This window comes from Acetobacter suratthaniensis (genome assembly GCF_017377745.1).
Lineage (GTDB): Bacteria > Pseudomonadota > Alphaproteobacteria > Acetobacterales > Acetobacteraceae > Acetobacter > Acetobacter suratthaniensis.
Genome location: NZ_JAFVMG010000001.1, coordinates 232593 through 255453, shown reverse-complemented (window position 1 = coordinate 255453; position 22861 = coordinate 232593). Strand labels below are relative to the sequence as shown.

Here is a 22861-nt window from a genome sequence, read left to right as displayed (position 1 = left end):
CCCGACTGGAATAAGCGCGCGTCTTTATCAACGCGGGCCTATCCAATCGGGATTAAACAGTCAGTGCAGGGCTTCGCGGCCCATGGCGAGAAACTTCTCGCGGCGCAGTTCACGCAGACGTTCGGGAGCCAGCGGCTGGAGTTCCTGCAACGCTTCGCCCAGAACCTTGCCAACCGACGCCATAGCCGCTGCGGGATCGCGCTGGGCGCCGCCAATCGGTTCTGGAATAATCTGGTCAATCAACCCAAGGCGCTTGAGATCCTGCGCTGTCAGCCGCAGCGTTTCCGCCGCTGTACTGGCCTGCTTGGGATCACGCCACAGGATGGAGGCACAGGCCTCGGGCGAAATCACGGAATAGATGGCATGTTCCAGCATGAACACCTTATCCCCCGCGCCCAGCGCCACGGCCCCACCAGACCCGCCTTCACCAATAACGGTGGCAATCAGCGGTACGGGAGCATCGAAACAGGTCGCGATGGAACTGGCGATCGCCTCTGCCTGCCCACGCTGCTCCGCATCAATACCGGGCCATGCGCCTGCGGTGTCGATAAAGGTGAGAATCGGCAGGCCAAAACGTCCGGCGAGCTGCATAAGGCGCTGGGCCTTGCGATAGCCTTCAGGCCGGGCCATGCCGAAGTTATGGGCAAGACGGGTTTCAAGGTCCGAGCCACGCTCGGTGCCAATCACCATCACCGGCGTGCCGCCAAAGCGCCCCATCCCGCCGATAATGGCCTTGTCATCAGCAAACAGCCGATCACCAGCCAGCGGGGTGAAGTCGCTCACCAGCGCATTGATGTAGTCCTGCGTGTGCGGACGCTGCGCATGGCGGGCAACCTGCACTTTCTGCCAAGGCGTAAGCTTGGCGTAGATCGTGCGCAGGTGCTTTTCCGCCTTATCTGAAAGGCGGGCCGTTTCTTCTTCAATGTTGACCCCTTCGGGGTCAGCCATCTGCCGCAGTTCGTCGATCTTGTTCTCAAGTTCGGCGACGGGCTTTTCAAAATCCAGGAACTGACGCATGCCACAGCCGATAGCACAATGCCGCCGAAAACCAAGCCTCTATCATGCACAGGCATGCGTTTTTAACGCTCCCTACGGCACATTCTACCCGGCAGGTGGCGGTTTTCCGCCCTCTACCCCGTCCTCCCCGCCTGACTGGGCCAGCGGGTGGCATGCCGTCACGGCCTGACGCAGGCGCTCTGTCTGCACATGGGTATAAATCTGGGTGGTGGCGATGTCGGCATGGCCCAGCAACATCTGCAACGCCCGTAAATCCGCCCCATGGGCCAGCAGGTGAGTCGCAAAGGAATGACGCAGCACATGAGGAGAAAGCCGCGCGGGGTCCAGCCCGGCTTTCAGTCCCACATCATGCAGAATCCGGTCAAAAGCCTGACGCGTCATGGCCTGCATGGGGTTGCGGCCGGGAAACAGAAACGGGCTCCCCAGCGTCTTGTCTGTTTCCATCAAGGCTCTGACAGCCTCACGCGCACTATCAGATAAAGGCACAAGCCGCTCGCGCCCGCCTTTACCGCGTACCATCAGGGTCTGCCCCTCCCCCGCCAGAGCCACACGGGTAAGGGATAGCAACTCGGAAATACGCAAGCCTGAGGCGTAAAGCAGTTCCAGTGCCGCCAGCGCCACCTGCCCGCGCCGTATGCGGGCGGCCGAGGCGCCCTCCGGGGCGGGGCAGGCCTCCAGCAGCGCGAATACGTCCGACTCGGATAAAAAACCGGGCAGGGAGCGTTCCGGGCGGGGCGTATCCAGATTGGCGGCGGGGTTATCCGTGCGCAGCCCTTCACGCAGCAGAAACAGATAGAACTGGCGGATACAGGACAGCCGCCGCGCAACGCTGCGCCGGGCCTGCCCTTCCGCCGCCAGATCAGCCAGCCAGTTCCGCAGACCTTCCGCCGTGGCGTCCCTCAGCGCTTCCCCCTGTCCGGCCAAGCTTTGGGCGCAGGACAGCAGATCAGCCTCATAGGCGGCAAGCGTATTAGGAGCGGCCGCCCGTTCGGCGGCCAGCATTTCCAAAAACAGATCCATGCCGGACAGATCGGGTCTCATCCCACAGTGCCATCATGGCTACGCAGCGCGGTCAGGCCGGGCATGGTTACTCGGCGGACGGGTCTGCTGACTGCGCGGGGGCCGAGCTGGACACGTTCGGCGCAACCGCAGGGCCAGTGGGCACGACCGGAACAAGTGCCGCAGCGGGGGCTGGCGCTTCCTGCTGAGGCAGCGGGAGTGTCCGATGCACAGCCTGCTGCTCAGGCGCGTGGGCATTAAGGCCCAGCACCACCACGCCCCCCAGAACGCCCAGGAAAACAACCGCGACAATAGCCAGAATACCGCGCCCCATTACCAGCTCCCAGAAACAGACATCATGACAGACAGCGTCACGACAGATACCGTAGGTGTGTTCCCCCTGCTCTATGTTAAGCTAAGCCCCATGTCATCACGTATCTCCATTCCCCAACCTGAAACAACGGATCCGCCGCCCGTTCCGCTCAACCTTGAGCGTATTGTCCGCACCCATGGCCCCGGCCTGCTCCAGACTGGCCGCAGCATCGTGCTGGTTGGCCTGATGGGAGCTGGCAAAACCACCATTGGCCGCATGCTGGCAGCACGCCTTGGCCTGCCCTTCGTGGATGCCGATACAGAAATAGAGCGCGCTGCAGGCTGCTCCATTGCCGATGTCTTTCGCCTGTATGGCGAGGCCGCCTTCCGCGATGGAGAGCGCCGGGTCATTCGCCGCCTGCTTGAAGGCCCGCCCATGGTGCTGGCCACGGGGGGTGGGGCTTTCATGGCTGCTGACACCCGCACGCTGGTGCGCGAACACGCTATTTCGGTTTGGCTGCGCTGCCCGCTGCCCGTGCTGCTGCGCCGCGTTGCCGGGCGCACGCACCGCCCCTTGCTGAATGCCGCATCCCCCCGGGATGTGCTGGAAAAACTGATTGCCATCCGCCACCCGGTCTATGCCGAAGCCGATGTGACGGTCGATTGTGGAGACAATAACGTGGAGCATACAACAACACGCGTCATGGAAGCGCTGGCCCTGTCGCGTCGCCCGTTGCGCCTGCCCGTTGTACTGGAAAAAAGCCGCTACGATGTGGTGATCGGCGCTGACCTCATCAGCCGTGCTGGTGCTCTGCTGGCGCCACTACTGCCGCGCCGGAACGTGATCGTCATTACCGACGAGACCGTAAACCCGCTCTACCTGCCCCGGCTGCTCGCCTCGTTCGAGGAAACCGGAATCGAGGCCCGCACCATCACGGTTACCCCCGGTGAGCAGACCAAATGCTGGGCCACATATCAAAACGTGGTGGACACCATTCTGGAAGAAGGTGTGGAGCGCCGCACCGCCATTATCGCACTGGGCGGTGGGGTTGTGGGTGATCTGGCAGGTTTTGTGGCCGCCACCACGCTGCGTGGCCTGCCGTTTGTCCAGATTCCCACCACGCTGCTCTCGCAGGTCGATTCCTCCGTTGGCGGCAAAACGGGAATTAACTCGCGCTGGGGCAAGAACCTCATAGGAGCCTTTCACCAGCCGCTTGCCGTGCTGGCTGATGTTTCCTCCCTCGCCACCCTGCCGCGCCGCGAACTGGTGGCCGGTTATGCCGAAATTGTGAAGTCGGGCCTGATCGGACAGGAATCCCTTTTCGCATGGTGCGAAAAACATGGCGCTGCCGTACTCTCACGCGACCCCGAAGCGCTGGCCGAAGCCGTGCGTCAGGCCTGCGCTTTCAAGGCGGATGTGGTCGCGGCTGATGAGCGGGAGGAACAGAAAAGCAATGGCCGCGCCCTGCTTAATCTAGGCCATACGTTCGGTCACGCACTGGAAGCCGAACTTGGATACGATGGTCGCCTGCTGCATGGCGAGGCCGTGTCCATCGGTCTGACACTGGCCTTCTCCCTCTCTGTCAGGCTTGGATTCTGCCCACGCGAGGATCTGATTCGCGTTACGAATCATCTCGAAAGCCTGAACATGCCCGCACATATCAGTGATCTGCCCTATCGTTTCCGCATGCCGGATCTGATGGCCCACATGCAGCGCGACAAGAAAATGCAGGACGGACGCCTGTCCTTTGTGCTGGCGCACGGAATCGGCAAGGCTTTCACCACGCGCGATGTGCCCGCCGAGGCTGTACAGGACGTGCTGCTGGCGGATGGTGCAACCCCTTAAAATTACATGAAATCCGCCAGCTTTTTCCGGGATCGCGGCAAAAATGTCACCCTGCCGCAATTCTGCCTTAAAGGAACACGAGAGAGGGGCGGAACAGTTGCGTTTGCAATATGTTAATGAATACCCACGATATTGATGCCGCACGGCTATGCAACAGGGACATATTCAGCCAACGAAATGAACTGTTGCAGATAAACCACGCTGATGACTTGTAGTGTCAAACAGTAGGGGCCGCCGGGTTCCTCTTTTGGAACCAATGGTTCTATACCGTTTTAAGGCATCTAGCTGGGCCTGTCCGCCGAATGGTTGGCGGGCAAGTCGAAACAGATGATATATTGAGGACGAAAAGAATGCGTCTCCGCACGGCGTTACTTGCAACGACACTGATGGCAGCGGCACCGGCTGTTGCCTCGGCCACCACCATTACTGGTCCGTATGTCGATCTGGGCGGCGGTTATGACCTGACCCAGACCCAGCACGCCCATGTCGGCCCCACGGGCAGCTCCCAGTCCATCAGCCACAAGACCGGCTGGACGGGCTACGCCTCCTTCGGCTGGGGCTTCGGCAACGGCCTGCGCGCTGAAGTTGAAGGCACCTACCTGCGTTCCAACGTTGGCGGTGGCACGATCGGTGAGGCTCCCTCAACGAACGCGTCTGGCAACGGCAAGGACTCCTCCTACGGCGGCTTCGTCAACGTCCTGTATGACATTGACCTGAAGCAGTTCGGTATCGATGTTCCCGTCACGCCGTTCGTCGGTGTTGGTGCCGGTTACCTGTGGACGCACGAACAGGTCAGCTACGCATCGTCCGTCCGTTCGGGCAACATCAGCGGCACGACTGGCGGCTTCGCCTATCAGGGCATCGTCGGTGCGGCATTTGACACGGGCATCCCCGGCTTCCAGGTCACGGCTCAGTACCGCATGATCGGCCAGCCCGGCACGTTCCGTAACGGTGCGTTCAGCGACAGCAATGGCGGCAACGTCGGCGTTGATCATCGCTTCAACCACCTGTTCATGGTTGGCCTGCGCTACGCTTTCGATACGGCTCCCCCGCCCCCGCCGCCGGCTCCGGCTGTGGTTGCGGCTCCGGCTCCGCTGCCCGCACGCTCCTACCTGGTGTTCTTCGATTGGGACAAGGCTGACCTGACCGCCCGTGCGCGCCAGATCGTGGCTGAAGCTGCTCAGGCTTCCACCCACGTTCAGACGACCCGCATCGAAGTTAACGGTTACACCGATAACTCCTCCGCTCACCCCGGCCCCCGCGGCGAAAAGTACAACCTGGGCCTGTCCCTGCGTCGTGCTAACAGCGTGAAGGCTGAACTGGTGCGCGATGGCGTTCCGGCAACCGCGATCGACATCCACGGTTACGGCGAAGCCCACCCGCTGGTGCCGACCGGCCCCAACACCCGCGAACCCCAGAACCGTCGCGTGGAAATCATCCTCCACTGATTGGTTCGCTTTCCGGTCTAACCGGAAATCGCGGAAAGAGGCGCCTTCGGGCGCCTCTTTTTTTTATCCGCCTTTTCTGGTTCGGGCTTTCACGCCATACTTGGCCTTACCATGCGCTCTCTTTTTTCCAGCCTGAGAGGACAGGGCCGCTTCGCGCCGCTGTTCAAGTTCGGGGTTATCGGCTCTCTCGGATTCGTCTGGGACAACACGGTTGTTTATACGCTGCGCCCACTGATCGGGCTGACAGCCGCCACCCTTCTTGCCTATTTTGTCGCGGCCACCCTTAACTGGCTGCTCAACCGCCTGTGGACATTCCGCGGACACGGACTGCACCACCACCCATTCATGCAATGGCTACGCTTTCTGTGGGCCAACAGTCTGGGATTTTTCCTGAACCGCGGGGTCGTTTTCTCGCTGTTCTTCCTATTCCCGTTCTGCGCGCGCCATCCGGTGGTTGCTCTGGCGGCCGGCACGTTGGCGGGGCTTCTCTCTAATTTCAAACTCAGCCAGAAGCTGGTCTTCCACGACCGTAAACCCTCCCCCCCCGCAGGCAGCGCATCCGGGCAGTCATAATGCTGCCTCTTTCGGAGAAAGCGCGGCTGCGCTACAGCTAGGGCAGATATTCGACCATCACAGGTTCCGTCAGGGCACGGAGGCCTGCCGTCCCGTTTTTGGCATCCCGCCTTGCACCAACCCGTTTCAGGACTTCCAGCCCCACGCCATGCTGACAACAAACGAAATCCGCACCGCTTTCCTGGAATATTTTGCCAGCAAAGAACACCAGATCGTCGCCTCGTCCTCTCTCGTGCCGCGAAACGACCCGACGCTGCTGTTCACCAATGCGGGCATGGTGCAGTTCAAGAACGTTTTCACCGGACAGGAAACCCGCCCTTACTCTCGCGCAACCACTGCGCAGAAAGTGGTACGCGCCGGTGGCAAGCATAACGATCTGGACAATGTCGGTTACACAGCCCGGCACCACACGTTTTTTGAAATGATGGGCAACTTCTCCTTTGGCGACTACTTCAAGGCCGAAGCGATTGAACTGGCCTGGACACTGGTCACCAAGGGGTTTGGCCTGCCCAAGGAAAAACTGCTGGTCACGGTTTTTGCCGAGGATGAGGAAGCCGCAGCTCTGTGGCGGAGCATTGCCGGGCTGGATGACAGCCGGATTATCCGCATTGCCACCTCCGATAACTTCTGGCGCATGGGCGACACGGGGCCGTGCGGCCCCTGCTCGGAAATCTTTTACGATCACGGCCCGGATGTTCCGGGTGGCCCCCCCGGCTCCCCGGATGAAGACGGCGACAGGTTTGTTGAAATCTGGAACCTCGTGTTCATGCAGTATTTCGAAGACCCGCCGGGCGTACGCTCCCCCCTGCCCCGCCCGTCCATCGACACCGGGTTGGGTCTGGAACGCTTTGCCGCCATTCTGCAGGGCAAGCGCGACAACTACGATACTGATACCTTTGTCGCCCTCACGCAGGCTTCTGCCGACCTGACGCACGAAGCCGTGGACGGCAAGTTCAAATCCAGCCACCGGGTTGTGGCCGACCACCTACGTTCGACCGCGTTCCTTATTGCTGATGGCGTACTGCCTTCCAAGGACGGACGGGGTTACGTGCTGCGCCGCATCATGCGCCGCGCCATGCGCCACCTGCACATGATGGGGACTAAAGACCCGGTTTTCTTCAAGCTGCTGCCGACGCTTATCCAGCAGATGGGCACCGCCTATCCCGAACTGGTGCATGGCGAAGCCCTGATCCGCGAAACCATGCGGGGCGAGGAAGAACGCTTCAAAGCCATGCTGGAACGTGGCCTGCACCTGCTGGACGAAGAAAAATCCCGTCTGGTGCCCGGCGCAGCCCTGCCCGGCGATGTAGCTTTCCGCCTGTATGACACATTCGGCTTCCCGCTTGATCTGACACAGGACGCCCTGCGCGGTAGCGGCCATGATGTGGATGTGAGCGGATTTGAGGAAGCCATGACCATCCAGCGCCAGCGCGCCCGCGCCGCGTGGTCAGGCTCGGGGGATGCTGCGGTTGAAACCATCTGGTTTGAAGCGCGCGACCGTTTTGGCGCCTCCGAATTCCTTGGCTATTCGACCGAGCTGGCAGATGGCGAAGTGCAGGCCATTATCGCAGGCAATGCTTTCGTACCGGAAGCCACGGTAGGGGCGGAAGTCGCCATTCTGCTCAACCAGACGCCTTTCTATGGCGAAAGCGGTGGTCAGGCTGGTGATACCGGCACCCTGCGCGCCGCTGGTCTGGAAATCGCCGTCACCGATACGCAGAAAAAAGCAGGCGATCTGATCGTGCATTACGGCACCATCATACAGGGCACGCTGCGCCCCGGTATGGCGGTGACAGCCGATGTCAACCACACGCGCCGGTCTGCCATTCGCGCACACCACTCGGCCACACATCTGCTGCATGAAGCCCTGCGCCGCCACCTTGGCGCGCATGTGGCGCAGAAAGGCAGCCTGAACACGCCTGACCGCCTGCGGTTCGACATCAGCCAGCCCCGCCCGATCACGGCTGAGGAACTGGCGCTTGTGGAAGCCGAGGTGAATGAACGTATTCGCGAGAATGCCAGCGTCGTCACCCGTTCGATGACCCCGGATGAAGCCGTGGAAGAAGGGGCAACAGCCCTGTTCGGCGAAAAATACGGCGATGAAGTGCGCGTGGTCTCCATGGGTGCGGGCGATGAAAACCGCAACGCATGGTCGATGGAACTGTGCGGCGGCACCCATGTTGAGCGTACGGGTGATATTGGCCAGTTCAAGATCGTGGCGGAAAGCGGTGTATCCGCTGGCGTGCGCCGCATTGAAGCCGTTGCAGGCAAAGCGGCCGAAAGCCTTGCCGTTGCCAATGAGCAGCGCCTGAGCCAGATGGCCGCCATGATGAAGGTAGGCGTGAACGAAGCGCCCGAGCGCCTTGCCAGCCTGCTGGAAGAGCGCCGTGCAATGGAACGCCAGATTGCCCATCTGCAGCGCCAGCTTGCCACAGGCAGCGTAGCCGCCGCAGGCGTGGAGCAGATTGGGGCATTCCGTCTGGCAACCCGCAATGTGGGCGAAACACCCGCGCGTGAACTCAAGGGACTGGCTGAAACCATTCTCAAGCAGGGCGAGGCCGATGTGGTGGTGCTGATTTCCACCGCTGATGGCAAAGGCAGCGTTGTCGCAGCGGTAGCCCCCGCAGCCGAAAAAGCCGATGCCGTAGCTCTGGTGCGTGCCGCCAGTGTTGCCATGGGCGGCAAGGGCGGTGGCGGGCGGCGCGACATGGCACAGGCCGGTGGCCCCGATGGCGAAGCGGCGGATGCCGCCTTTGCCGCCGTGCGCGAAGCCCTGAAGGAACTGGCCTGATCCGCGTGATCAGGTAAGGAGAGCGTTATGTCCCTGTTATCATCTCTGAAGCTTGTCGTATCCCGTCCGCACCCTGAGGCTAAGCCGTTCCTGCTGGCTTCGGGCGTAGCAACGACACTGGCTTACTTGGCGGGCGCCCGCCTGCGCTGCCCGATGCTGCGCCGCGCAGGCCATGCGGGCCTCGGCTTTTTTGGCTTCTGCCTGTATTTCTTCCGCGACCCCGAGCGCGTAACTCCCGCCCGCAGCGATGTGGCCGTAGCTCCGGCAGATGGGCATATTGTCTCGATCGAGAAAGTGGCCCCCCCCAAGGAACTGGACATGGGCACAGCCCCGGTCTGGCGGATTGCCACCTTCCTGTCCGTGCTGGATGTGCATGTAAACCGCATGCCCGCCGCTGGCACCGTAACCCGCATTGCCTATCATCCCGGCCTGTTCCTGAACGCCAGTCTGGACAAGGCTTCCGAACAGAACGAGCGTAATGCCCTGAGCCTGACCCTGCCCGATGGCCGGATGCTGGCCGTGGTGCAGATTGCCGGGCTGATCGCGCGCCGGATTGTCTGCTCCGTCAAGGAAGGCGACAGGCTGGAAGCCGGTGAACGCTTCGGGCTGATCCGCTTTGGCTCCCGCACAGACCTGTATCTGCCGCCGGGTGTCGAGCCGCTGGTGGCCGTTGGCCAGACCATGGTCGGCGGTGAAACGGTTATGGCGCGTCTCTGATCGCTCACATGACGACACAGCCCCCACGCCCCGATCCTGTGCCAGCCCTTGCTGGCCAGCCCCCTGCCACCCCTCGCCCGGACCACCGGCGCAAGCGGCGTAAACGCAGGCAAATCAGGGGCCCTTCCTTCAATCGGCTTATCCCCAACATTCTCACCATGCTGGGGCTGTGCGCCGGGCTGAACGGCATGCGCTTTGCCGTGGATGGCCGCTTTCAGGCTGCGGCAGCGGCCCTGCTGATTGCCGCTTTTATAGATGGGCTGGATGGCCGTATCGCCCGCATGCTGCGCGGTTCCACCCGCTTTGGCGCAGAGTTCGACAGCCTCTCGGATTTTGTCTGTTTCGGCGTTGCCCCGTCTTTTCTGCTGTATTTCTGGGCGCTAAAAGACGGCAACCGCTACGCTTTCCTGCCCTGCATGCTGTTTACCGTGTGCATGGCGCTGCGGCTGGCGCGATTTAACGCCAATCTGGATGGCGAGGACGATACACCCAAATACGCCAGCAACTTCTTTACCGGGGTACCTGCGCCCGCCGGAGCGGGTCTTGCGCTATTCCCGCTGTTTCTGGGTCTTGAAGCACAGAAACTGAACATAGACTGGCTGTACGCCCTTACACGCATGCCGTGGTTGCCCAGCCTGACACTGGCAGGCACAGCCATTCTGCTGGTCTCGACCCTGCCTGTCTGGTCTTTCAAGAACTTCAAGGTGCCGGTGCAGTATGTCCTACCCCTGATGCTGGGTACGGGTATTTACGTGATCGTGCTGATTGCCGATCCGTGGGGTGCGCTGGCTGCAGCCGGGATCATCTATATGGTGCTGCTCCCACTCAGCCGCCGTAGCTTCCAAAAGCTCAAACGTGCGGCGGAATCCCTGCGTGATGAAGAGCCTGAACACGCAGGCTCCTAAAACAGCAGATCACAGACTCCCCCCGGTATCAGACCGGGGCATGCTTTCCTGAACACCACCCCCGAGCAGGCTCGCCAGCCCCGCCAGCACATCCGCCGGTGTGGGTGGGCAGCCCGGCAGGCGCAGGTCTATCGTCACATGGCGTTCGAGACCGCCTAGCGTTGCATAATTCTCGCCAAATACGCCACCATCCAGCGCACAATCGCCCAGGCAGATAATCCCTTTCGGGTCGGGCATAGCCTCCCATGCAGCCTGTAACACAGGTGCCATCATGCGAGTGAGCGGGCCGCTGACCAATAACATATCAGCCCCCGCTGGCGTGCCTGCCAGCCCGAAACCGGCCCCTCCCAGATCATATGGTGCGCTGGCGAGAGCTCGCAGCTCCATACCGCACCCCCCGCAGCCACCCGTTTCAATATGAAACAGCATCAGCGGCCCACCACGCCCTGCCGGTTTCATGGTGGTCATGCTCTGGCGAAAGGCGACACTCAGTACAGCCCGGATCAACCTCATACCACGGCTCCTGTTCCTGCCATGCCAGCCCTATGGGCCACCTGTCGCCCGCGCTCAACCATCCAGCGCCGCAGCATTCACGCCTAGCGAACAGGCCAGAAGCGGCAGGTCTTCAACCGGCTGGCCCTTGATGGCTTCCTCAAACACCAGCAGAGCAGCTGCCGCAGGGTTGTGGCAGAACACCTGCGCCAGACGCCCCTGATGCAGCCACACCCAGTACGCTACGCGCCCCCACGGCCCTTCCACCATCGCCATGCCCTCGGCATCCGGCAGGCTCAGGGTTTCCCGACCGGGTGCTGCATCGCCCAGATGCACTGCCAGTTTGGCCAGCAGGGTCAGGCTTTCCGCAATCTCATCAAGCAGCAACTGGGCACGGTCGGCCGCACTACCATTCTGCCGGCCTGCCGTGTAACGCCACAGGCCGTCATACAGGCCCAGCAGGCGACGGGTATCGCAGTCCTGCCCGGCCGCACGGGCTACCGGGCCTTCAAGCCCCACGCGCGCCAGATCTTCAGTTCGTGTTACACCCAACCCTGTCAACCGCGCGGCAAGGCCGGGAAAACTGTCCCACAGTTCCTGCAAGGCAGGATGACCCGCCAGCCCCATACGGGCCAGGCTGTCACACAAAGCTCCCATCTGTTCGGCCTGAGGCAGATGCACGCCACCGGGGCGACAGCAATCCATCAGCAGGCGCGAACCAGTTACGGGGCTGATCTGCTCCAGCATGGTCTCACGCAGCATCATGCAATGCGCTGCCACCAAAGGAGCCTGTGCTCGTTCGGCCATATCCGCCAGTGTGTAGAGGTGATGGAGCACGCGCTCCATTTCCAGCAATGCCACACGCGCCTGAGACGCCTTCTCCCCCACGACATGGCCGCAGGCGTTTTCCACCGCCATGCATAGCGCAGTCTGATGCGCAACCGATTGCCCGGCGACCAGCCGCCCGCTCAGGCGGCAGGCCTCCTCCGCCCGGCTCCCTCGCCAGCGCAGGGCCAAGCCCCTATGGGCATAGCCGCTCTGGCTCTCTGCCAGCCCGATCACCCCACCTGACTGGGTAAACGCCACATGCCACGGTGGCGCCACGCCTCCCGAGGCTGGCCCCCATCCATCGACCGGCCCGGTTGCCGCCACGAATTTTTCCGATGGCTGGAACGCCACCAACCCCGTGCGGGCCTCGCTGACACCGGGCTGCCCAGCCAGAGGGGTGGAACACGGCCAAACCTCGTGATCCAGCAAGGGCCGCACATCACGCGCCCACATAGCTTCTGCCCCATACAGATCATACGCGGCCCGCTCATACAGGGTAGAAACCTCCCGCGCAGGAGAAAGTGCGGGGTAGCGCCCATCTTCCAGCACCAGCGTTACCGCCAGAGGCGCATCACGCAGGATAAACAGGGCGTGCATGTCTGCGCCATCGCACCACAGGCCACAAAAAGGCAGCGGGTCAGTCCGCAGCGCCTCCACGAGGTCGCGCCATGCCAGTTCATGTAACCGGAAACGCCAGGCTGACGGGGTTGGCTCTCCCGCGCGGATCAGGTCTACCGCTCCCATCAGAAAGCCCCGAGCATCATGGCCAGCGGCACCAGAAAGCCCATCCCGGCCAGCACCACAAAAGCCAGACGCCCCGCACGGTCATCCGGCCAGATATCCCCAAAGCCCAAGCCCTGCTCCCCCATGCCAAGCATCGTGTGGGCAGAGGTATCGGGCCATGCACGGGCTATACCCAGCAACACTCCTGCGATTGCCAGCAAGGCCAGTTCCCACGACCAGTCCACCAGAACAGACAGCATAAGCAGGCACCCGACAAAAGGCGCACCGGGCGGAAAACAGGCCAGTGCACGCGCCGCCCAGCCCTGCCCGGCCCGGCTACCTCCCGCCAGACACCAGCCGCATAACAGCAGCAGGGCCGCGACATCTGCCCCCACGCCCACCGCCATCAATGCCAACGCCACAGGAAAACCCCGAAAAGCCCGGCCCCTGTCTTCTGGCGTGCGGGCCTTACCGGGCAGGCAGGCGGTCGTCCAGACCGAAACCAGCCCAGCCACCACCAGCGCCATCTCAAACCCACCACCACCATAGGCCCGCAGCCGCATGGCCAGCAGCAGGGCGGCACCTGCAAAAGGCACCAGCAGCAACGCACCAACACCGTCTCGCGCAGGGATACAAAACGGGGGCAGCCCGGTCATGATAACCAGCCCGCAGGCCAGAACCAGCCCGGTTGTCAGCCCGTGTGGGGGCAGCGTCAGTCCGGCAAGCGCCAGAAACAGCCCGACACCCGCCGTACGGCCTATCTGCCAGCCTGCCAGCGCCTGCCCCGCCGGGCGCATGAACACGAACACACCCCACGCCATCGCCAGAAACAGGATGCCAAGACCAATCGCGGCCTGAGCCGCCACACACCCCAAACCCGCCAGAGCGGTAGAAACATGCGGAACGCTCCGCAGTAGTTTTTCGCGGAACACACCCTGTTCAAGCACCGTCACCCACAGGCCCAGCGCCAGCATGACACGCCCGGCCCGTTGCACGGGGTCATCCTCCCAACCGGCTGAAGCGCCCCCTGTCGCGGGAAAAACGAAAACCGCCACGGCAAGGGCGCAGCCCAGACCAGCCATCCACAACGCCACATCGCGGCTACGCTCGGTCGGAGCCAGACAAACGCCCACCGCCCCCAGAAAAGGCCAGACAAAGGCCAGAGCCGCCAGAAAAACCGTGAAGTCCTCAAACCTCATTGCGCTTTTTTTCCTCTCGGCTGGCTACGCACCCGGCGCGGCAACACACGGTGTGCGCACAATGCCCCCAGCGCCAGCACCACCAGCCCGCCCAGCACCCCCGCAACAAAGGCCATAACCTGCTGCGCCATAACAGCAGATAGCAGCACCCCCTGTGCGCAGGTCAGCAGCCCCGCCCATTGCCAGACCATACCGCGCCTGCAGGCAACACTGACCAGCCCCGCCACCCCGATGCACAACCCAGCCGGAAACTGCCCCGCCTGTACCCGCGACCCAGCCAGCAGCAACAACACCATCAACCCCAGAGCCAGAAAGGGCGGTAGTGCAGCCTGCTGTCCCTCCGGGGTGGTATCCGCCTGATAACGAGAGAGAAAAAGGCTAGGTGCCACACCCAGCAGCACCGCCAGCACGGCCCCACCCTGTGCCAGTGGCGGCTGGCCGCTCACCAGCATGGCCAGAGCATCCACACACCCCATCGCAGGCAGAAAACCCACACCACGCGCCACAACGCCCAGAGCCAGAAGTGCCGCCAGAACAGCCGCGAGGGTCATGACAGTTCTCCATTTACCGCGCCCTGATCCTGTCTGGACTGCGGCTGTTCCACCGCAGGGGCCGCCGAGCCTTCATCCAGCACCACGGGCTGGGGGGCTGCTGCCCATGTCATTTGCCAAGCCAGCAGCCCGAACAGAAAAATAACCCCCAGCCGGACACGCGCACGCCTGCGGGCTGTCAGCACCACCAACCGGGAAAGCCCGAGCAGGACAGCCGCCGCCAGCACTTTGCCAATCCACAGCACAACGCCCAGCGCACAACCCGATAGCCAATCCTGCCCATCGCCCAGAGCGGGGCTGGCCAGACTGCCTGCCCAGGCCAGATCACCCGCGAGTGTCACCCAGCACAGGCTCAGGCAATCAGAGGCCAGCATCCATATGGCCCTGTCCGGGCCGGAAAGACCCGCCATGCGGAGTTCTGCCTCCGCGCCCCACGGAGCCAGCACCACCACCATGAAAACCGCGAACCCGGCCAGCACATAAGGAGCGCCATCCAGCATGGGCGATGCTCCATGCACGCCAGCCAGAAAAACCGGCAGGCTCCGGGTTGTTCCAGCTAGAAGAGCGACCGGCGCCAGAACCGGCAGCACAAGGCCATCGGCCAAAAGCTGCGCGCAGCCCCACCATGCTGCCACACCCCCTTGGAGGGTCTGTGGCAGATCAAGCAGCAACATACCCGCCACCAGCACGCAGCAAACCAGAAAAAGTCCCGGCGCGACAAAGCCAGGAGCCGACACGCTAAAAACCGGCACCAACGCACAGGATAGCACCCCCAGCACCAGTGCGGCCCGGCAGGCCATACCCGCAGCCTGCCCTACTGGCGTGCGCAGGCAGGGTCTGCCGCCATGATGGCGGATTTCACGCCAGCGGGCTGATACAGCCACAACGCTGCGCCCCTCAAACCGGGCGGCAACCCATTCCGTCAACCCGGCAAAGAAAGGAGCCGCCAGCACCAGAAGGGTAACCTGCACCAAAAGCGCCAGAGTGCAGCCAATAGCCCACCCCCATGTCAGCTCCCCATTCATGCGCCGAAAAACAGCCCCATCAACAACCCGGCTCCCAGCAACAGAACCAGCAAGACCATGCCGTGCCCCTCGCTCCACGCTACCGCCCGAAACAACCACCGCCGCCCATAACGCGACAGCACGGCAACACGCACAGGCATTGCTGAAAGCCGTGGCAGAGGCCATGCCCTACCGCCCCCATGCAGACCGCACAGCATGGCACCGGCCTGAGAAAACGGTAAAACCGGGGCCATGCGGCCCTGTTCTGCACTCTCCGGTGTGGGGGTATAAACCGGCGCTCCCTGCCGCCATGGCGGCACCACATGCCCCGCGCCATTGTGCAACGATACCCCTGCAAACCTTGCCACCAGTATCGTCAGCCCGGCCGCAGCAGCTAGCGCCAGCAGCAACAGGGCGGGCACCAATGTGCTTTCCCCCGCCGCAGGCCGCACCGTAAACAGCCCGCCCAACGACAGACCCGGCGCGCTATCCCCCACCACCAGCGTATCGGCAACAGACAGCCACAGACCCGGCACAACGGACAGCAGGCATGCCATACCCGCGCACAGGCTGGCTGGCAGGCCGCCATTAATCCAGCACCCGCCACGCATCAACGCCCCCGCACGAAGCAGGCCCGCTGCGCACAGCACCGCCATCATGATCTGGAAGCCAGCAAACACCACCATACCCAGTGCCGTAGCAGGCGAAGCGCCCTGCACGGAATAATCCGAAGCCACCAGCAGGCTCCACAAAACCGTAAACCCACCCAGTGGCGGCATAGCCGAAACAGGCAGCATCGTTCCCCACAGCGCCCAGCGCTCCCATGCCCGCCCGGTGCCAGAACCTGCGGTCTGCCAGACTGCCTCTCCCTGTGGGCCGTGCATGGAAACACTCAGCCATAACAAGCCCACCAGCCCCACAACGGGCGCCCCCATGGCCAGCCGCAGGGTTGCGCCAAAAGCATCGGCTCCATCCAGCGCGCAGGCCAGCGCCAGAACCAGCACCATGCAGGCCCCGCCATACCATGCCCCCGTCAGCCCAGAAGCCACGCGCCATGCCTGCTCCGCCCGCAAGGCCTGCATACTGCTCCGCCACGCCACCCAGCCTGCACAGACCAACATCAACGCCTGCTGCACAAAAGGCACGGTTCCTGTTTCCGCCAGCAGACGACCAAGCAGGAAAATACCCACAAAGGCTGGCACCACCGCCACGGGGCCTTTTTGCTCCCCCACGGCATGGCCTGTCTGCACAATGCTGAGTGCCAGCAGCGGCACCGACAAAATGCTGTCGGCTGGCACACAGGCAGGCAGCACAGCAAAAGGCAGACACAGCCCACGCCCGCCGCTACGGGCCAGCAAAGCCAGTGCAGTACCAGCCAGCAGGCAGAAAACCAGCGGGGACAGCGCCAGCAGGCCCAGAGCCGCGAGCACACAGACCAGCCCACGCCGCCCCACACCCACAATCCCTCCGGCAATGGACAGCACGCTCAACATGGGCAAAGCCGGGCCATCCACTCCGAAAAGGGGAAACCACGACAAAACCCCATTCACCCGCGCCACGGCACCCGCCAGCGCCATGCACCCTATGGCCGCCCACAGCCCCCCCCGCACAAGACCACGCCAGCGCAGGAACGCCCCCCCTCGGTGGCGGAAGGCTTCTTCCGGCACCACGTCGAGCAGGCCAGCCCCCAGCAGGCACAGCAACAGGCCACATATGAGCAAGGAGATGAAAATAACCGCGTTTCCCTTCCGCTTTTCAAAAACCGGCCTTACCGGAAACCCCTCAGGCCTGTCTGGCCCTACATCCTGCGCGCGGCACCGGGTTGCGGTACAACGGCCCGCGCCAGCCAGCGCCGCAGCCCCGTAACCGGCAGCGGGCGGGCGGAATAGAGGTCATGCACAGCCTCCACCAGCAACAGCCCGCCCGCACCGGGGCATAAAACCTTGCCCGCCACATCCATACGCCTCCCCCCCCGCACCGACCGACAGGCCAGCCAGGCAGGCATGAACAGCACTTCATCCCAGCGCTCGGCCCGCAGCATGGCGGACGCCAGCACCCGCCGCACGGCACGGCGTGTAAAGGCCCGATCCAGAGCGAATGGCGTGCCATGCAGGCGACTGCCCCCGAGCAGACGGCTCGGTACGGCCAGCAGCAACCGACCATCCTCACGCATAATTCTGGCGGCTTCACGCAGGGCAGGCAAAGGGTTATCGCGCCCGCGCAGGGCATGCACCAGCACCACCCGGTCGAACGCCCCGGTACGAAGTGGTGTGCCAGTGATCTCCGCCTGACAGGCCGGAACGCCATAAAGGCTCCCCATATGGGCCGCCAGTCGTGTGTCTGTCGCCCAGCTATTGAGGGCAACATACTCACCCCCACCTTCATCAAGCTGGGCCAGACACGGCCCCGCCCACCCCATGCCTGCAACCCGCAGACCATGAAGGTCAGGCCAGAGCCAGCGCATGCGCTCTCCCACCAGAGTCGCGCAGACATGGCCCTGCGGCGTGCCATAAAAACTTTCCGGCGACTGCGTGACGTACTGCATGCACCCTGCCTATCATAAGCCGCGCATGCAGCGCCATGCCCTGACGCCCTTCCCGATGGGAGACCTTTTGATGGCACAGCCCCAGCCGCAGGCTACCCTTTCCACGCAGCAAGGCCACGGCCTGAATATCAGTAGTATTCCTCTTTTTACGGATAACTACGCCTGGCTTCTGCAGGATCGGGCAACCGGCACCCTTGCCGTGGTAGACCCCGGCGACAGTGCGCCGGTGGAAGCAGCATTGGCCCCCTATGGCGGCAGGCTGGATCTTATTTTGTTAACCCACCACCATGCCGATCATATCGGCGGTGCGCAGGCGCTGCGTGAGCGCACGGGCGCCAGACTGGCTGGCCCCGCCGCCGAACAGCACCGCATGCCCCCGCTGGATATTGCCCTGACCGATGGCCAGAGCATTGCCGTAGGCGCCAGCACAGGCACCGTTCTGGCAACGCCGGGCCATACGCTGGGCCATATCTGCTATTTCTTTAACGACCCTGCGGCCCTGTTCTGCGGTGATACGCTGTTCAGCCTCGGCTGCGGTCGTCTGTTTGAAGGCACAGCCAGCCAGCTTTTCGATAGCCTGCGCCGTCTGTCCGCCCTGCCACCTGAAACACTCGTCTATTGCGGGCATGAATATACGCTGTCGAACTGCGCTTTTGCTCTTGCGGCAGAACCGGATAACCCCGCCCTGCTCCAGCGCATTGAAGAAGTACGCCACCTGCGGGCACAGACCCGGCCCACAGTGCCTTCGACCCTCGCTATGGAATGCGCCACCAACCCGTTCCTGCGCGCACCGGACAGCCAGACACTCGCCACACTCCGCGCGCGCAAGGATACGTTCTAGCCGGTCAAAAAAACGCAGTCCTCCGGCCATCCACGCAGGGAATGCACAAGGTTATCCACAGTCCGGAAAGGGCGTTGTCACCCTCCTGCACAGAAACTGCCATTTGCGCCAAACAACACACGACACGCCAGAGCGAGGCCGGATAAAGATGATATTCAAAAATTCTCTTTATTTAAAAGCAATAAATCAGAATGATAAAAATATTACAAACCCACTCATTCCAGAAAAACCCCTCACCTGACACAGTCTTGTCAAAAACCGCACTTTATGGGACTTGCCGCGCCTGAGATAATCCACAACCTCATCCACAGAAAACCCGGCGCTACCAGCGTTGTTTTTCCAGCCGCGATCGCTAAGGCCGCAACCCTCAGCCCTGTGCGTTCCAGCCTTTTTCCAGTTCGCGCCAGCCAGTTTCAATACGCGCCAGAAGTTCGGGCCTGCGGGCCACCTCAATCGCGGGGCCAATGGCCACATGCAACACGCCTGAACGTTTAAGAAACGCATTGCGCCCCCAGAACAGCCCGGAATTGGTGGCTACGGGAATAACCGGCAACCCCGTATGGCTGGACATGGCGGCAATGCCGGGTTTGAGCGCAACATGCTCGCCCGGCAGGGTGCGTGTGCCTTCAGGGAAAATAACAATCTGCCGTCCGGCTTTTACCGCCTTGTCGGTTTCCGCCAGCAAAAGCCGCATGGCCTTGGCCCCTGCCGCACGCTCGATCGGCATCATGCCTGTCAGCACCAGCATAGGCCCCAGCAGCGGAATACGCCGCAACTCGCCTTTCATGACATAGCAGGGCCGGGACAGCAGCAGCATCCAGATAAGCGTATCGAAAGCCGACTGGTGCTGCGAGGCAATGAGTGCCGCCCCCGATGAGGGCACATGCTCAAGCCCGCTGACACGCACCGTAACCCCGCAAACCCGGCGGAACAGCCACAACACCAGCCGCGCCCACAACCGCGCATAACCCAGCGCCCAACCATGGGCGAACCAGCGTATGGGCAACGCTCCAACCCCCATCAGCAGGGTCAGCCCGATAGACAGGACATTGAACAGGACGGAACGGAACACAACCATATGCAGCAAACCCGGTATGACCAGAAAAGACAGTCCGACTGGCAGAAACCCGCATGGAATGCGCGCCATGTCTGTTTGAAGGGCAGAAAAAACATCATACCAGACCCCGATGCAAGGGGATTGCCCGCTCTCCTACGCCTCTTGCATCTGGCCTCAGCCCCGCACAGTCTGTATAGCAAAGCTACACGCAGTTCAGGAAGACAGGACAAAATGGCTGATTACAAGGTAAAAGACCTCTCGCTTGCTGAGTGGGGCCGCAAGGAAATCTCGATCGCCGAAGGTGAAATGCCCGGCCTGATGGCTCTGCGCGAAGAATACGGCGCAAGCCAGCCGCTCAAGGGCGCGCGCATTGTCGGCTGTCTGCACATGACCATCCAGACCGCCGTGCTGATTGAGACGCTGACGGCTCTTGGCGCTACGGTTCGCTGGTCTTCTTGCAACATTTTCTCCACGCAGGATCATGCCGCCGCTGCCATTGCTGCCGCCGGTATCCCGGTCTTTGCCTGGAAGGGCCTGTCCGAGGAAGAGTTCTGGTGGTGCATTGAGCAGACCATCACCGGCCCCGATGGCTGGACACCCAACATGATTCTGGACGACGGCGGCGACCTGACCGTGCTCATGCACGACAAGTACCCCGAACTGCTGGCCAACGTGCGTGGCCTGTCCGAAGAAACCACAACCGGTGTGCACCGTCTGTGGGAAATGCAGAAGAAGGGCACGCTGAAGGTTCCCGCTATCAACGTGAACGACAGCGTCACCAAGTCCAAGTTCGATAACCTGTATGGTTGCCGCGAAAGCCTGGTGGACGCTATCCGCCGTGGCACCGACGTGATGATGGCTGGCAAGGTTGCCGTCGTTGCCGGTTATGGCGATGTGGGCAAGGGTTCCGCCGCCTCCCTGCGCAACGCGGGTTGCCGCGTTCTGGTAACCGAAGCCGATCCGATCTGCGCCCTGCAGGCCGCGATGGAAGGCTATGAGGTTGTCACGATGGAAGACGCAGCCCCGCGCGGCGATATCTTCGTGACGGCCACCGGCAACGTGGACGTGATCACCATCGACCACATGCGCGCCATGAAAAACCGCGCCATCGTGTGCAACATCGGGCATTTCGACTCTGAAATCCAGATTGACGCGCTGCGTAACCTGACATGGGACAACGTGAAGCCGCAGGTGGATGAGGTTGTCTTCCCCGATGGCAAGCGCCTGATCATCCTGTCCGAAGGCCGTCTGGTGAACCTTGGTAACGCCACGGGCCACCCCTCCTTCGTCATGTCCGCGTCCTTCACCAACCAGACGCTGGCACAGATCGAACTGTGGACTGCCCCCGAAGGCAAATACGCGGTTCAGGTCTATACCCTGCCCAAGAAGCTGGATGAAAAAGTGGCCGCCCTACACCTGGCCAAGGTTGGCGCACAGCTGACCGCCCTGAGCCAGAAGCAGGCCGACTACATCGGCGTTCCGGTGCATGGCCCGTTCAAGCACGAAGAATACCGCTACTGATACGCACCTGCCCGGCCCCGCGCCGGGCAGACCCTGCGCTTACGCAAACCGGCGCGGCCCCCAACAGGGCCGCGCCGGTTTTGTTTGTACACACATGATCAGCCGCAACGCCGCAGGATACAGCCTATGGCTCAGCCCGATGCGGGCTTATGGGCCATGCCGTCTTTTAGCGCGGCTGTTTTACCAGCCTCTTTGGGTGGGGCCGTATCCACCACCACCACCGTTACGCCCGCCACCACGGAGGGGTCTCGGTCAGGGCGCAGCAACGCCTTGAAACGGGCATCATCCAATGCCTTGTGCTCATAGGCGGCGTCCAGCAGGCCATGCCTGTCGAGAAAGACATTGAGTGTCGAAGGAATACGGATACACCCCGCCGAAGCCGTGCGGCCCAACCGCTGCTCCAGATAAACCGGATCGGTTGCGTGCATCTCAAGCCGGATCGGGCCTTTTTCCCGACTGGGTAGCCAGCCTTTTTCCGCTACCTGCCAGCCAAAATCCCAGACCCGCATCCCTTTGACACCAATCCCCATGATGCCATTTTCATTCTTGGTACCTAAAGCACGGTAACCCAACCTGTCCGCCGTGTTGATGAAAACACCTGTAGGCGTAATGTAGTAATGCTTGCGGCCAACCGTGCCGGTAGAAACACGAGCGCTCCCTATAAGCGGCCAGTCATCCCCTCCGGGGCCATCGGGCATAGCCAGAAACAGCGCCAGACGCTGCACCGCAGGATTACGATCCACCACAACCATTGTCTGCGGTCTGCTGATAACATAACCCGCCTGTTCAAGCTGCTGGCGGGCCAGTTGTTCCATCAGCGTCTTGCGCTCTGGGGAAAGCGGCAGGGCGGCGGGCACCTCGCGTTTGAAAACAGCGGCAAGCTGTACGGCTTCCTCACGCGCCTGCTCCTCCGTTTCCGCAAAAGCCTGCAAGCCTGCAAAGGGATCTTCCGCCACCGCCGGTGTTCCCGCGATGGCCGGATTGGCTGGTGTAGCCTGCACCGTAGCACCGGAGGCAGACTCCGCCGGAGCCTCACGCCCTTCATCTGCGGCAGCAGCCCCCGCAAAAGGCGATAGCTCCGGGGCTTTACGCTCGGTAGAGGGGGGTAATGTAGCGCTACCCGGAGCAGGCGATGTTGCCAGAGCCTGTCGGGCAACAGGGGCCATCGCGTGGCTGGGCGCTGCATGCTGTACAGGCTGTGTTTTCTGTGACGTTTTTTTAGGTGTGGGCCATGCGGCCCCTACATCACCATCAGGGAAAAACACCTGTGGTCTGGTATGGCTGGCTCTTTCTTCCGCTGCGGCCTCACTGGCCAGAAAACTGTCCAGATCCTGCTGCTCCACCGGCACAGGAGCCGCTGCGCGGGACACATCCGCACGATCTGACGCTTCCTGCGCCGCCGCCAGCGCCGTAGACAGGGTTAAAACCCCCATGCCCAGAACGGTGCAGCCTGCGGCCGTCAGAAGCCGCATTCTCAGAGAGCCTGCCAGAT

Annotated in this window: 20 protein-coding genes; 8 read left to right on the top strand and 12 right to left on the bottom strand. The window is 62.4% G+C overall.

Annotated features, from left to right (window positions below):
- Window positions 1-60: 60 nt before the first annotated feature.
- The 3 genes from J2D75_RS01230 to J2D75_RS01220 form a co-directional block, all read right to left on the bottom strand.
- The gene (locus J2D75_RS01230) at window positions 61-1017 is read right to left on the bottom strand and encodes an acetyl-CoA carboxylase carboxyltransferase subunit alpha (RefSeq protein ID WP_207851964.1); all 957 of its coding nucleotides are present in this window, start codon (window positions 1015-1017) and stop codon (window positions 61-63) included.
- Between the two features lie 84 nt (window positions 1018-1101).
- Window positions 1102-2058 (bottom strand): tyrosine recombinase, encoded by a 957-nt coding sequence (locus J2D75_RS01225; protein ID WP_207851962.1) that lies wholly within the window; start codon window positions 2056-2058, stop codon window positions 1102-1104.
- 46 nt (window positions 2059-2104) lie between these two features.
- Window positions 2105-2350: a hypothetical protein gene (locus J2D75_RS01220; protein ID WP_207851959.1), complete on the bottom strand. Its 246-nt coding sequence runs from the start codon at window positions 2348-2350 to the stop codon at window positions 2105-2107.
- A gap of 90 nt (window positions 2351-2440) precedes the next feature.
- Between J2D75_RS01220 and aroB the strand changes: the two genes are divergently transcribed.
- The 6 genes from aroB (at window position 2441) to J2D75_RS01190 (ending at window position 10608) form a co-directional block, all read left to right on the top strand.
- Window positions 2441-4174 (top strand): 3-dehydroquinate synthase, encoded by a 1734-nt coding sequence (gene aroB / locus J2D75_RS01215; RefSeq protein WP_207852791.1) that lies wholly within the window; start codon window positions 2441-2443, stop codon window positions 4172-4174.
- 350 nt (window positions 4175-4524) lie between these two features.
- Window positions 4525-5622 carry an OmpA family protein gene (locus J2D75_RS01210; protein ID WP_207851957.1) on the top strand — a complete coding sequence of 366 codons (1098 nt, stop codon included), beginning with the start codon at window positions 4525-4527 and terminating at the stop codon, window positions 5620-5622.
- 111 nt (window positions 5623-5733) lie between these two features.
- A complete protein-coding gene (locus tag J2D75_RS01205; RefSeq protein ID WP_207851955.1) occupies window positions 5734-6195 on the top strand; it encodes a GtrA family protein in 462 nt (153 codons plus the stop codon).
- Between the two features lie 148 nt (window positions 6196-6343).
- Window positions 6344-8986 (top strand): alanine--tRNA ligase, encoded by a 2643-nt coding sequence (gene alaS, locus J2D75_RS01200; RefSeq protein WP_207851953.1) that lies wholly within the window; start codon window positions 6344-6346, stop codon window positions 8984-8986.
- Between the two features lie 27 nt (window positions 8987-9013).
- On the top strand, window positions 9014-9703 hold the full coding sequence (locus tag J2D75_RS01195) for a phosphatidylserine decarboxylase (protein WP_207851951.1): 690 nt from the start codon (window positions 9014-9016) through the stop codon (window positions 9701-9703).
- 8 nt (window positions 9704-9711) lie between these two features.
- Window positions 9712-10608 carry a CDP-alcohol phosphatidyltransferase family protein gene (locus tag J2D75_RS01190; RefSeq protein WP_207851949.1) on the top strand — a complete coding sequence of 299 codons (897 nt, stop codon included), beginning with the start codon at window positions 9712-9714 and terminating at the stop codon, window positions 10606-10608.
- 9 nt (window positions 10609-10617) lie between these two features.
- Here J2D75_RS01190 and J2D75_RS01185 read toward each other — a convergent pair whose 3' ends face one another.
- The 7 genes from J2D75_RS01185 to J2D75_RS01155 form a co-directional block, all read right to left on the bottom strand.
- Complete coding sequence (locus J2D75_RS01185) at window positions 10618-11121, bottom strand: NADH-quinone oxidoreductase subunit B family protein (RefSeq protein WP_207851947.1); 504 nt, start codon at window positions 11119-11121, stop codon at window positions 10618-10620.
- Window positions 11122-11175: 54 nt separating this feature from the next.
- Window positions 11176-12672, bottom strand: coding sequence for an NADH-quinone oxidoreductase subunit D-related protein (locus tag J2D75_RS01180; RefSeq protein ID WP_207851945.1), 1497 nt, complete (start codon window positions 12670-12672; stop codon window positions 11176-11178).
- Window positions 12672-13850, bottom strand: coding sequence for a hypothetical protein (locus J2D75_RS01175; RefSeq protein WP_207851943.1), 1179 nt, complete (start codon window positions 13848-13850; stop codon window positions 12672-12674). The genes J2D75_RS01180 and J2D75_RS01175 overlap by 1 nt, the downstream gene beginning before the upstream one ends.
- On the bottom strand, window positions 13847-14401 hold the full coding sequence (locus J2D75_RS01170; RefSeq protein ID WP_207851942.1) for a hypothetical protein: 555 nt from the start codon (window positions 14399-14401) through the stop codon (window positions 13847-13849). The genes J2D75_RS01175 and J2D75_RS01170 overlap by 4 nt, the downstream gene beginning before the upstream one ends.
- Window positions 14398-15426, bottom strand: coding sequence for a hypothetical protein (locus J2D75_RS01165; RefSeq protein WP_207851940.1), 1029 nt, complete (start codon window positions 15424-15426; stop codon window positions 14398-14400). Before J2D75_RS01165 ends, J2D75_RS01170 begins: the two co-directional genes overlap by 4 nt.
- Entirely contained in the window at window positions 15423-17126 is a 1704-nt protein-coding gene (locus J2D75_RS01160) for a hypothetical protein (RefSeq protein ID WP_207851938.1), read from the bottom strand. Before J2D75_RS01160 ends, J2D75_RS01165 begins: the two co-directional genes overlap by 4 nt.
- A 77-nt stretch (window positions 17127-17203) precedes the next feature.
- Entirely contained in the window at window positions 17204-17950 is a 747-nt protein-coding gene (locus J2D75_RS01155; RefSeq protein WP_207851936.1) for a methyltransferase domain-containing protein, read from the bottom strand.
- A gap of 70 nt (window positions 17951-18020) precedes the next feature.
- Here J2D75_RS01155 and gloB point away from each other — a divergent pair, with 70 nt between their 5' ends.
- Window positions 18021-18791, top strand: a complete 771-nt coding sequence (gloB, locus tag J2D75_RS01150; protein ID WP_207851934.1) for a hydroxyacylglutathione hydrolase — start codon at window positions 18021-18023, stop codon at window positions 18789-18791.
- A 367-nt stretch (window positions 18792-19158) separates the two neighbouring features.
- Here gloB and J2D75_RS01145 read toward each other — a convergent pair whose 3' ends face one another.
- Window positions 19159-19869 (bottom strand): lysophospholipid acyltransferase family protein, encoded by a 711-nt coding sequence (locus J2D75_RS01145; protein ID WP_207852789.1) that lies wholly within the window; start codon window positions 19867-19869, stop codon window positions 19159-19161.
- 210 nt (window positions 19870-20079) lie between these two features.
- Between J2D75_RS01145 and ahcY the strand changes: the two genes are divergently transcribed.
- Window positions 20080-21369 carry an adenosylhomocysteinase gene (gene ahcY / locus J2D75_RS01140; RefSeq protein ID WP_207851932.1) on the top strand — a complete coding sequence of 430 codons (1290 nt, stop codon included), beginning with the start codon at window positions 20080-20082 and terminating at the stop codon, window positions 21367-21369.
- 131 nt (window positions 21370-21500) lie between these two features.
- On the opposite strand, the gene J2D75_RS14685 is transcribed toward ahcY, so the two are convergent.
- Window positions 21501-22841: a L,D-transpeptidase gene (locus J2D75_RS14685; protein WP_243428378.1), complete on the bottom strand. Its 1341-nt coding sequence runs from the start codon at window positions 22839-22841 to the stop codon at window positions 21501-21503.
- Window positions 22842-22861 lie beyond the last annotated feature (20 nt).

Excerpts from the sequence above, each read along its gene's own strand:
- J2D75_RS01230 (WP_207851964.1), bottom strand. The coding sequence starts at position 1,017 with ATGCGTCAGTTCCTGGATTTTGAAAAGCCCGTCGCCGAACTTGAGAAC.
- J2D75_RS01225 (WP_207851962.1), bottom strand. The coding sequence starts at position 2,058 with ATGAGACCCGATCTGTCCGGCATGGATCTGTTTTTGGAAATGCTGGCC.
- J2D75_RS01220 (WP_207851959.1), bottom strand. The coding sequence starts at position 2,350 with ATGGGGCGCGGTATTCTGGCTATTGTCGCGGTTGTTTTCCTGGGCGTT.
- aroB (WP_207852791.1), top strand. The coding sequence starts at position 2,441 with ATGTCATCACGTATCTCCATTCCCCAACCTGAAACAACGGATCCGCCG.
- J2D75_RS01210 (WP_207851957.1), top strand. The coding sequence starts at position 4,525 with ATGCGTCTCCGCACGGCGTTACTTGCAACGACACTGATGGCAGCGGCA.
- J2D75_RS01205 (WP_207851955.1), top strand. The coding sequence starts at position 5,734 with ATGCGCTCTCTTTTTTCCAGCCTGAGAGGACAGGGCCGCTTCGCGCCG.
- alaS (WP_207851953.1), top strand. The coding sequence starts at position 6,344 with ATGCTGACAACAAACGAAATCCGCACCGCTTTCCTGGAATATTTTGCC.
- J2D75_RS01195 (WP_207851951.1), top strand. The coding sequence starts at position 9,014 with ATGTCCCTGTTATCATCTCTGAAGCTTGTCGTATCCCGTCCGCACCCT.
- J2D75_RS01190 (WP_207851949.1), top strand. The coding sequence starts at position 9,712 with ATGACGACACAGCCCCCACGCCCCGATCCTGTGCCAGCCCTTGCTGGC.
- J2D75_RS01185 (WP_207851947.1), bottom strand. The coding sequence starts at position 11,121 with ATGAGGTTGATCCGGGCTGTACTGAGTGTCGCCTTTCGCCAGAGCATG.
- J2D75_RS01180 (WP_207851945.1), bottom strand. The coding sequence starts at position 12,672 with ATGGGAGCGGTAGACCTGATCCGCGCGGGAGAGCCAACCCCGTCAGCC.
- J2D75_RS01175 (WP_207851943.1), bottom strand. The coding sequence starts at position 13,850 with ATGAGGTTTGAGGACTTCACGGTTTTTCTGGCGGCTCTGGCCTTTGTC.
- J2D75_RS01170 (WP_207851942.1), bottom strand. The coding sequence starts at position 14,401 with ATGACCCTCGCGGCTGTTCTGGCGGCACTTCTGGCTCTGGGCGTTGTG.
- J2D75_RS01165 (WP_207851940.1), bottom strand. The coding sequence starts at position 15,426 with ATGAATGGGGAGCTGACATGGGGGTGGGCTATTGGCTGCACTCTGGCG.
- J2D75_RS01155 (WP_207851936.1), bottom strand. The coding sequence starts at position 17,950 with ATGCAGTACGTCACGCAGTCGCCGGAAAGTTTTTATGGCACGCCGCAG.
- gloB (WP_207851934.1), top strand. The coding sequence starts at position 18,021 with ATGGCACAGCCCCAGCCGCAGGCTACCCTTTCCACGCAGCAAGGCCAC.
- J2D75_RS01145 (WP_207852789.1), bottom strand. The coding sequence starts at position 19,869 with ATGGTTGTGTTCCGTTCCGTCCTGTTCAATGTCCTGTCTATCGGGCTG.
- ahcY (WP_207851932.1), top strand. The coding sequence starts at position 20,080 with ATGGCTGATTACAAGGTAAAAGACCTCTCGCTTGCTGAGTGGGGCCGC.
- J2D75_RS14685 (WP_243428378.1), bottom strand. The coding sequence starts at position 22,841 with ATGCGGCTTCTGACGGCCGCAGGCTGCACCGTTCTGGGCATGGGGGTT.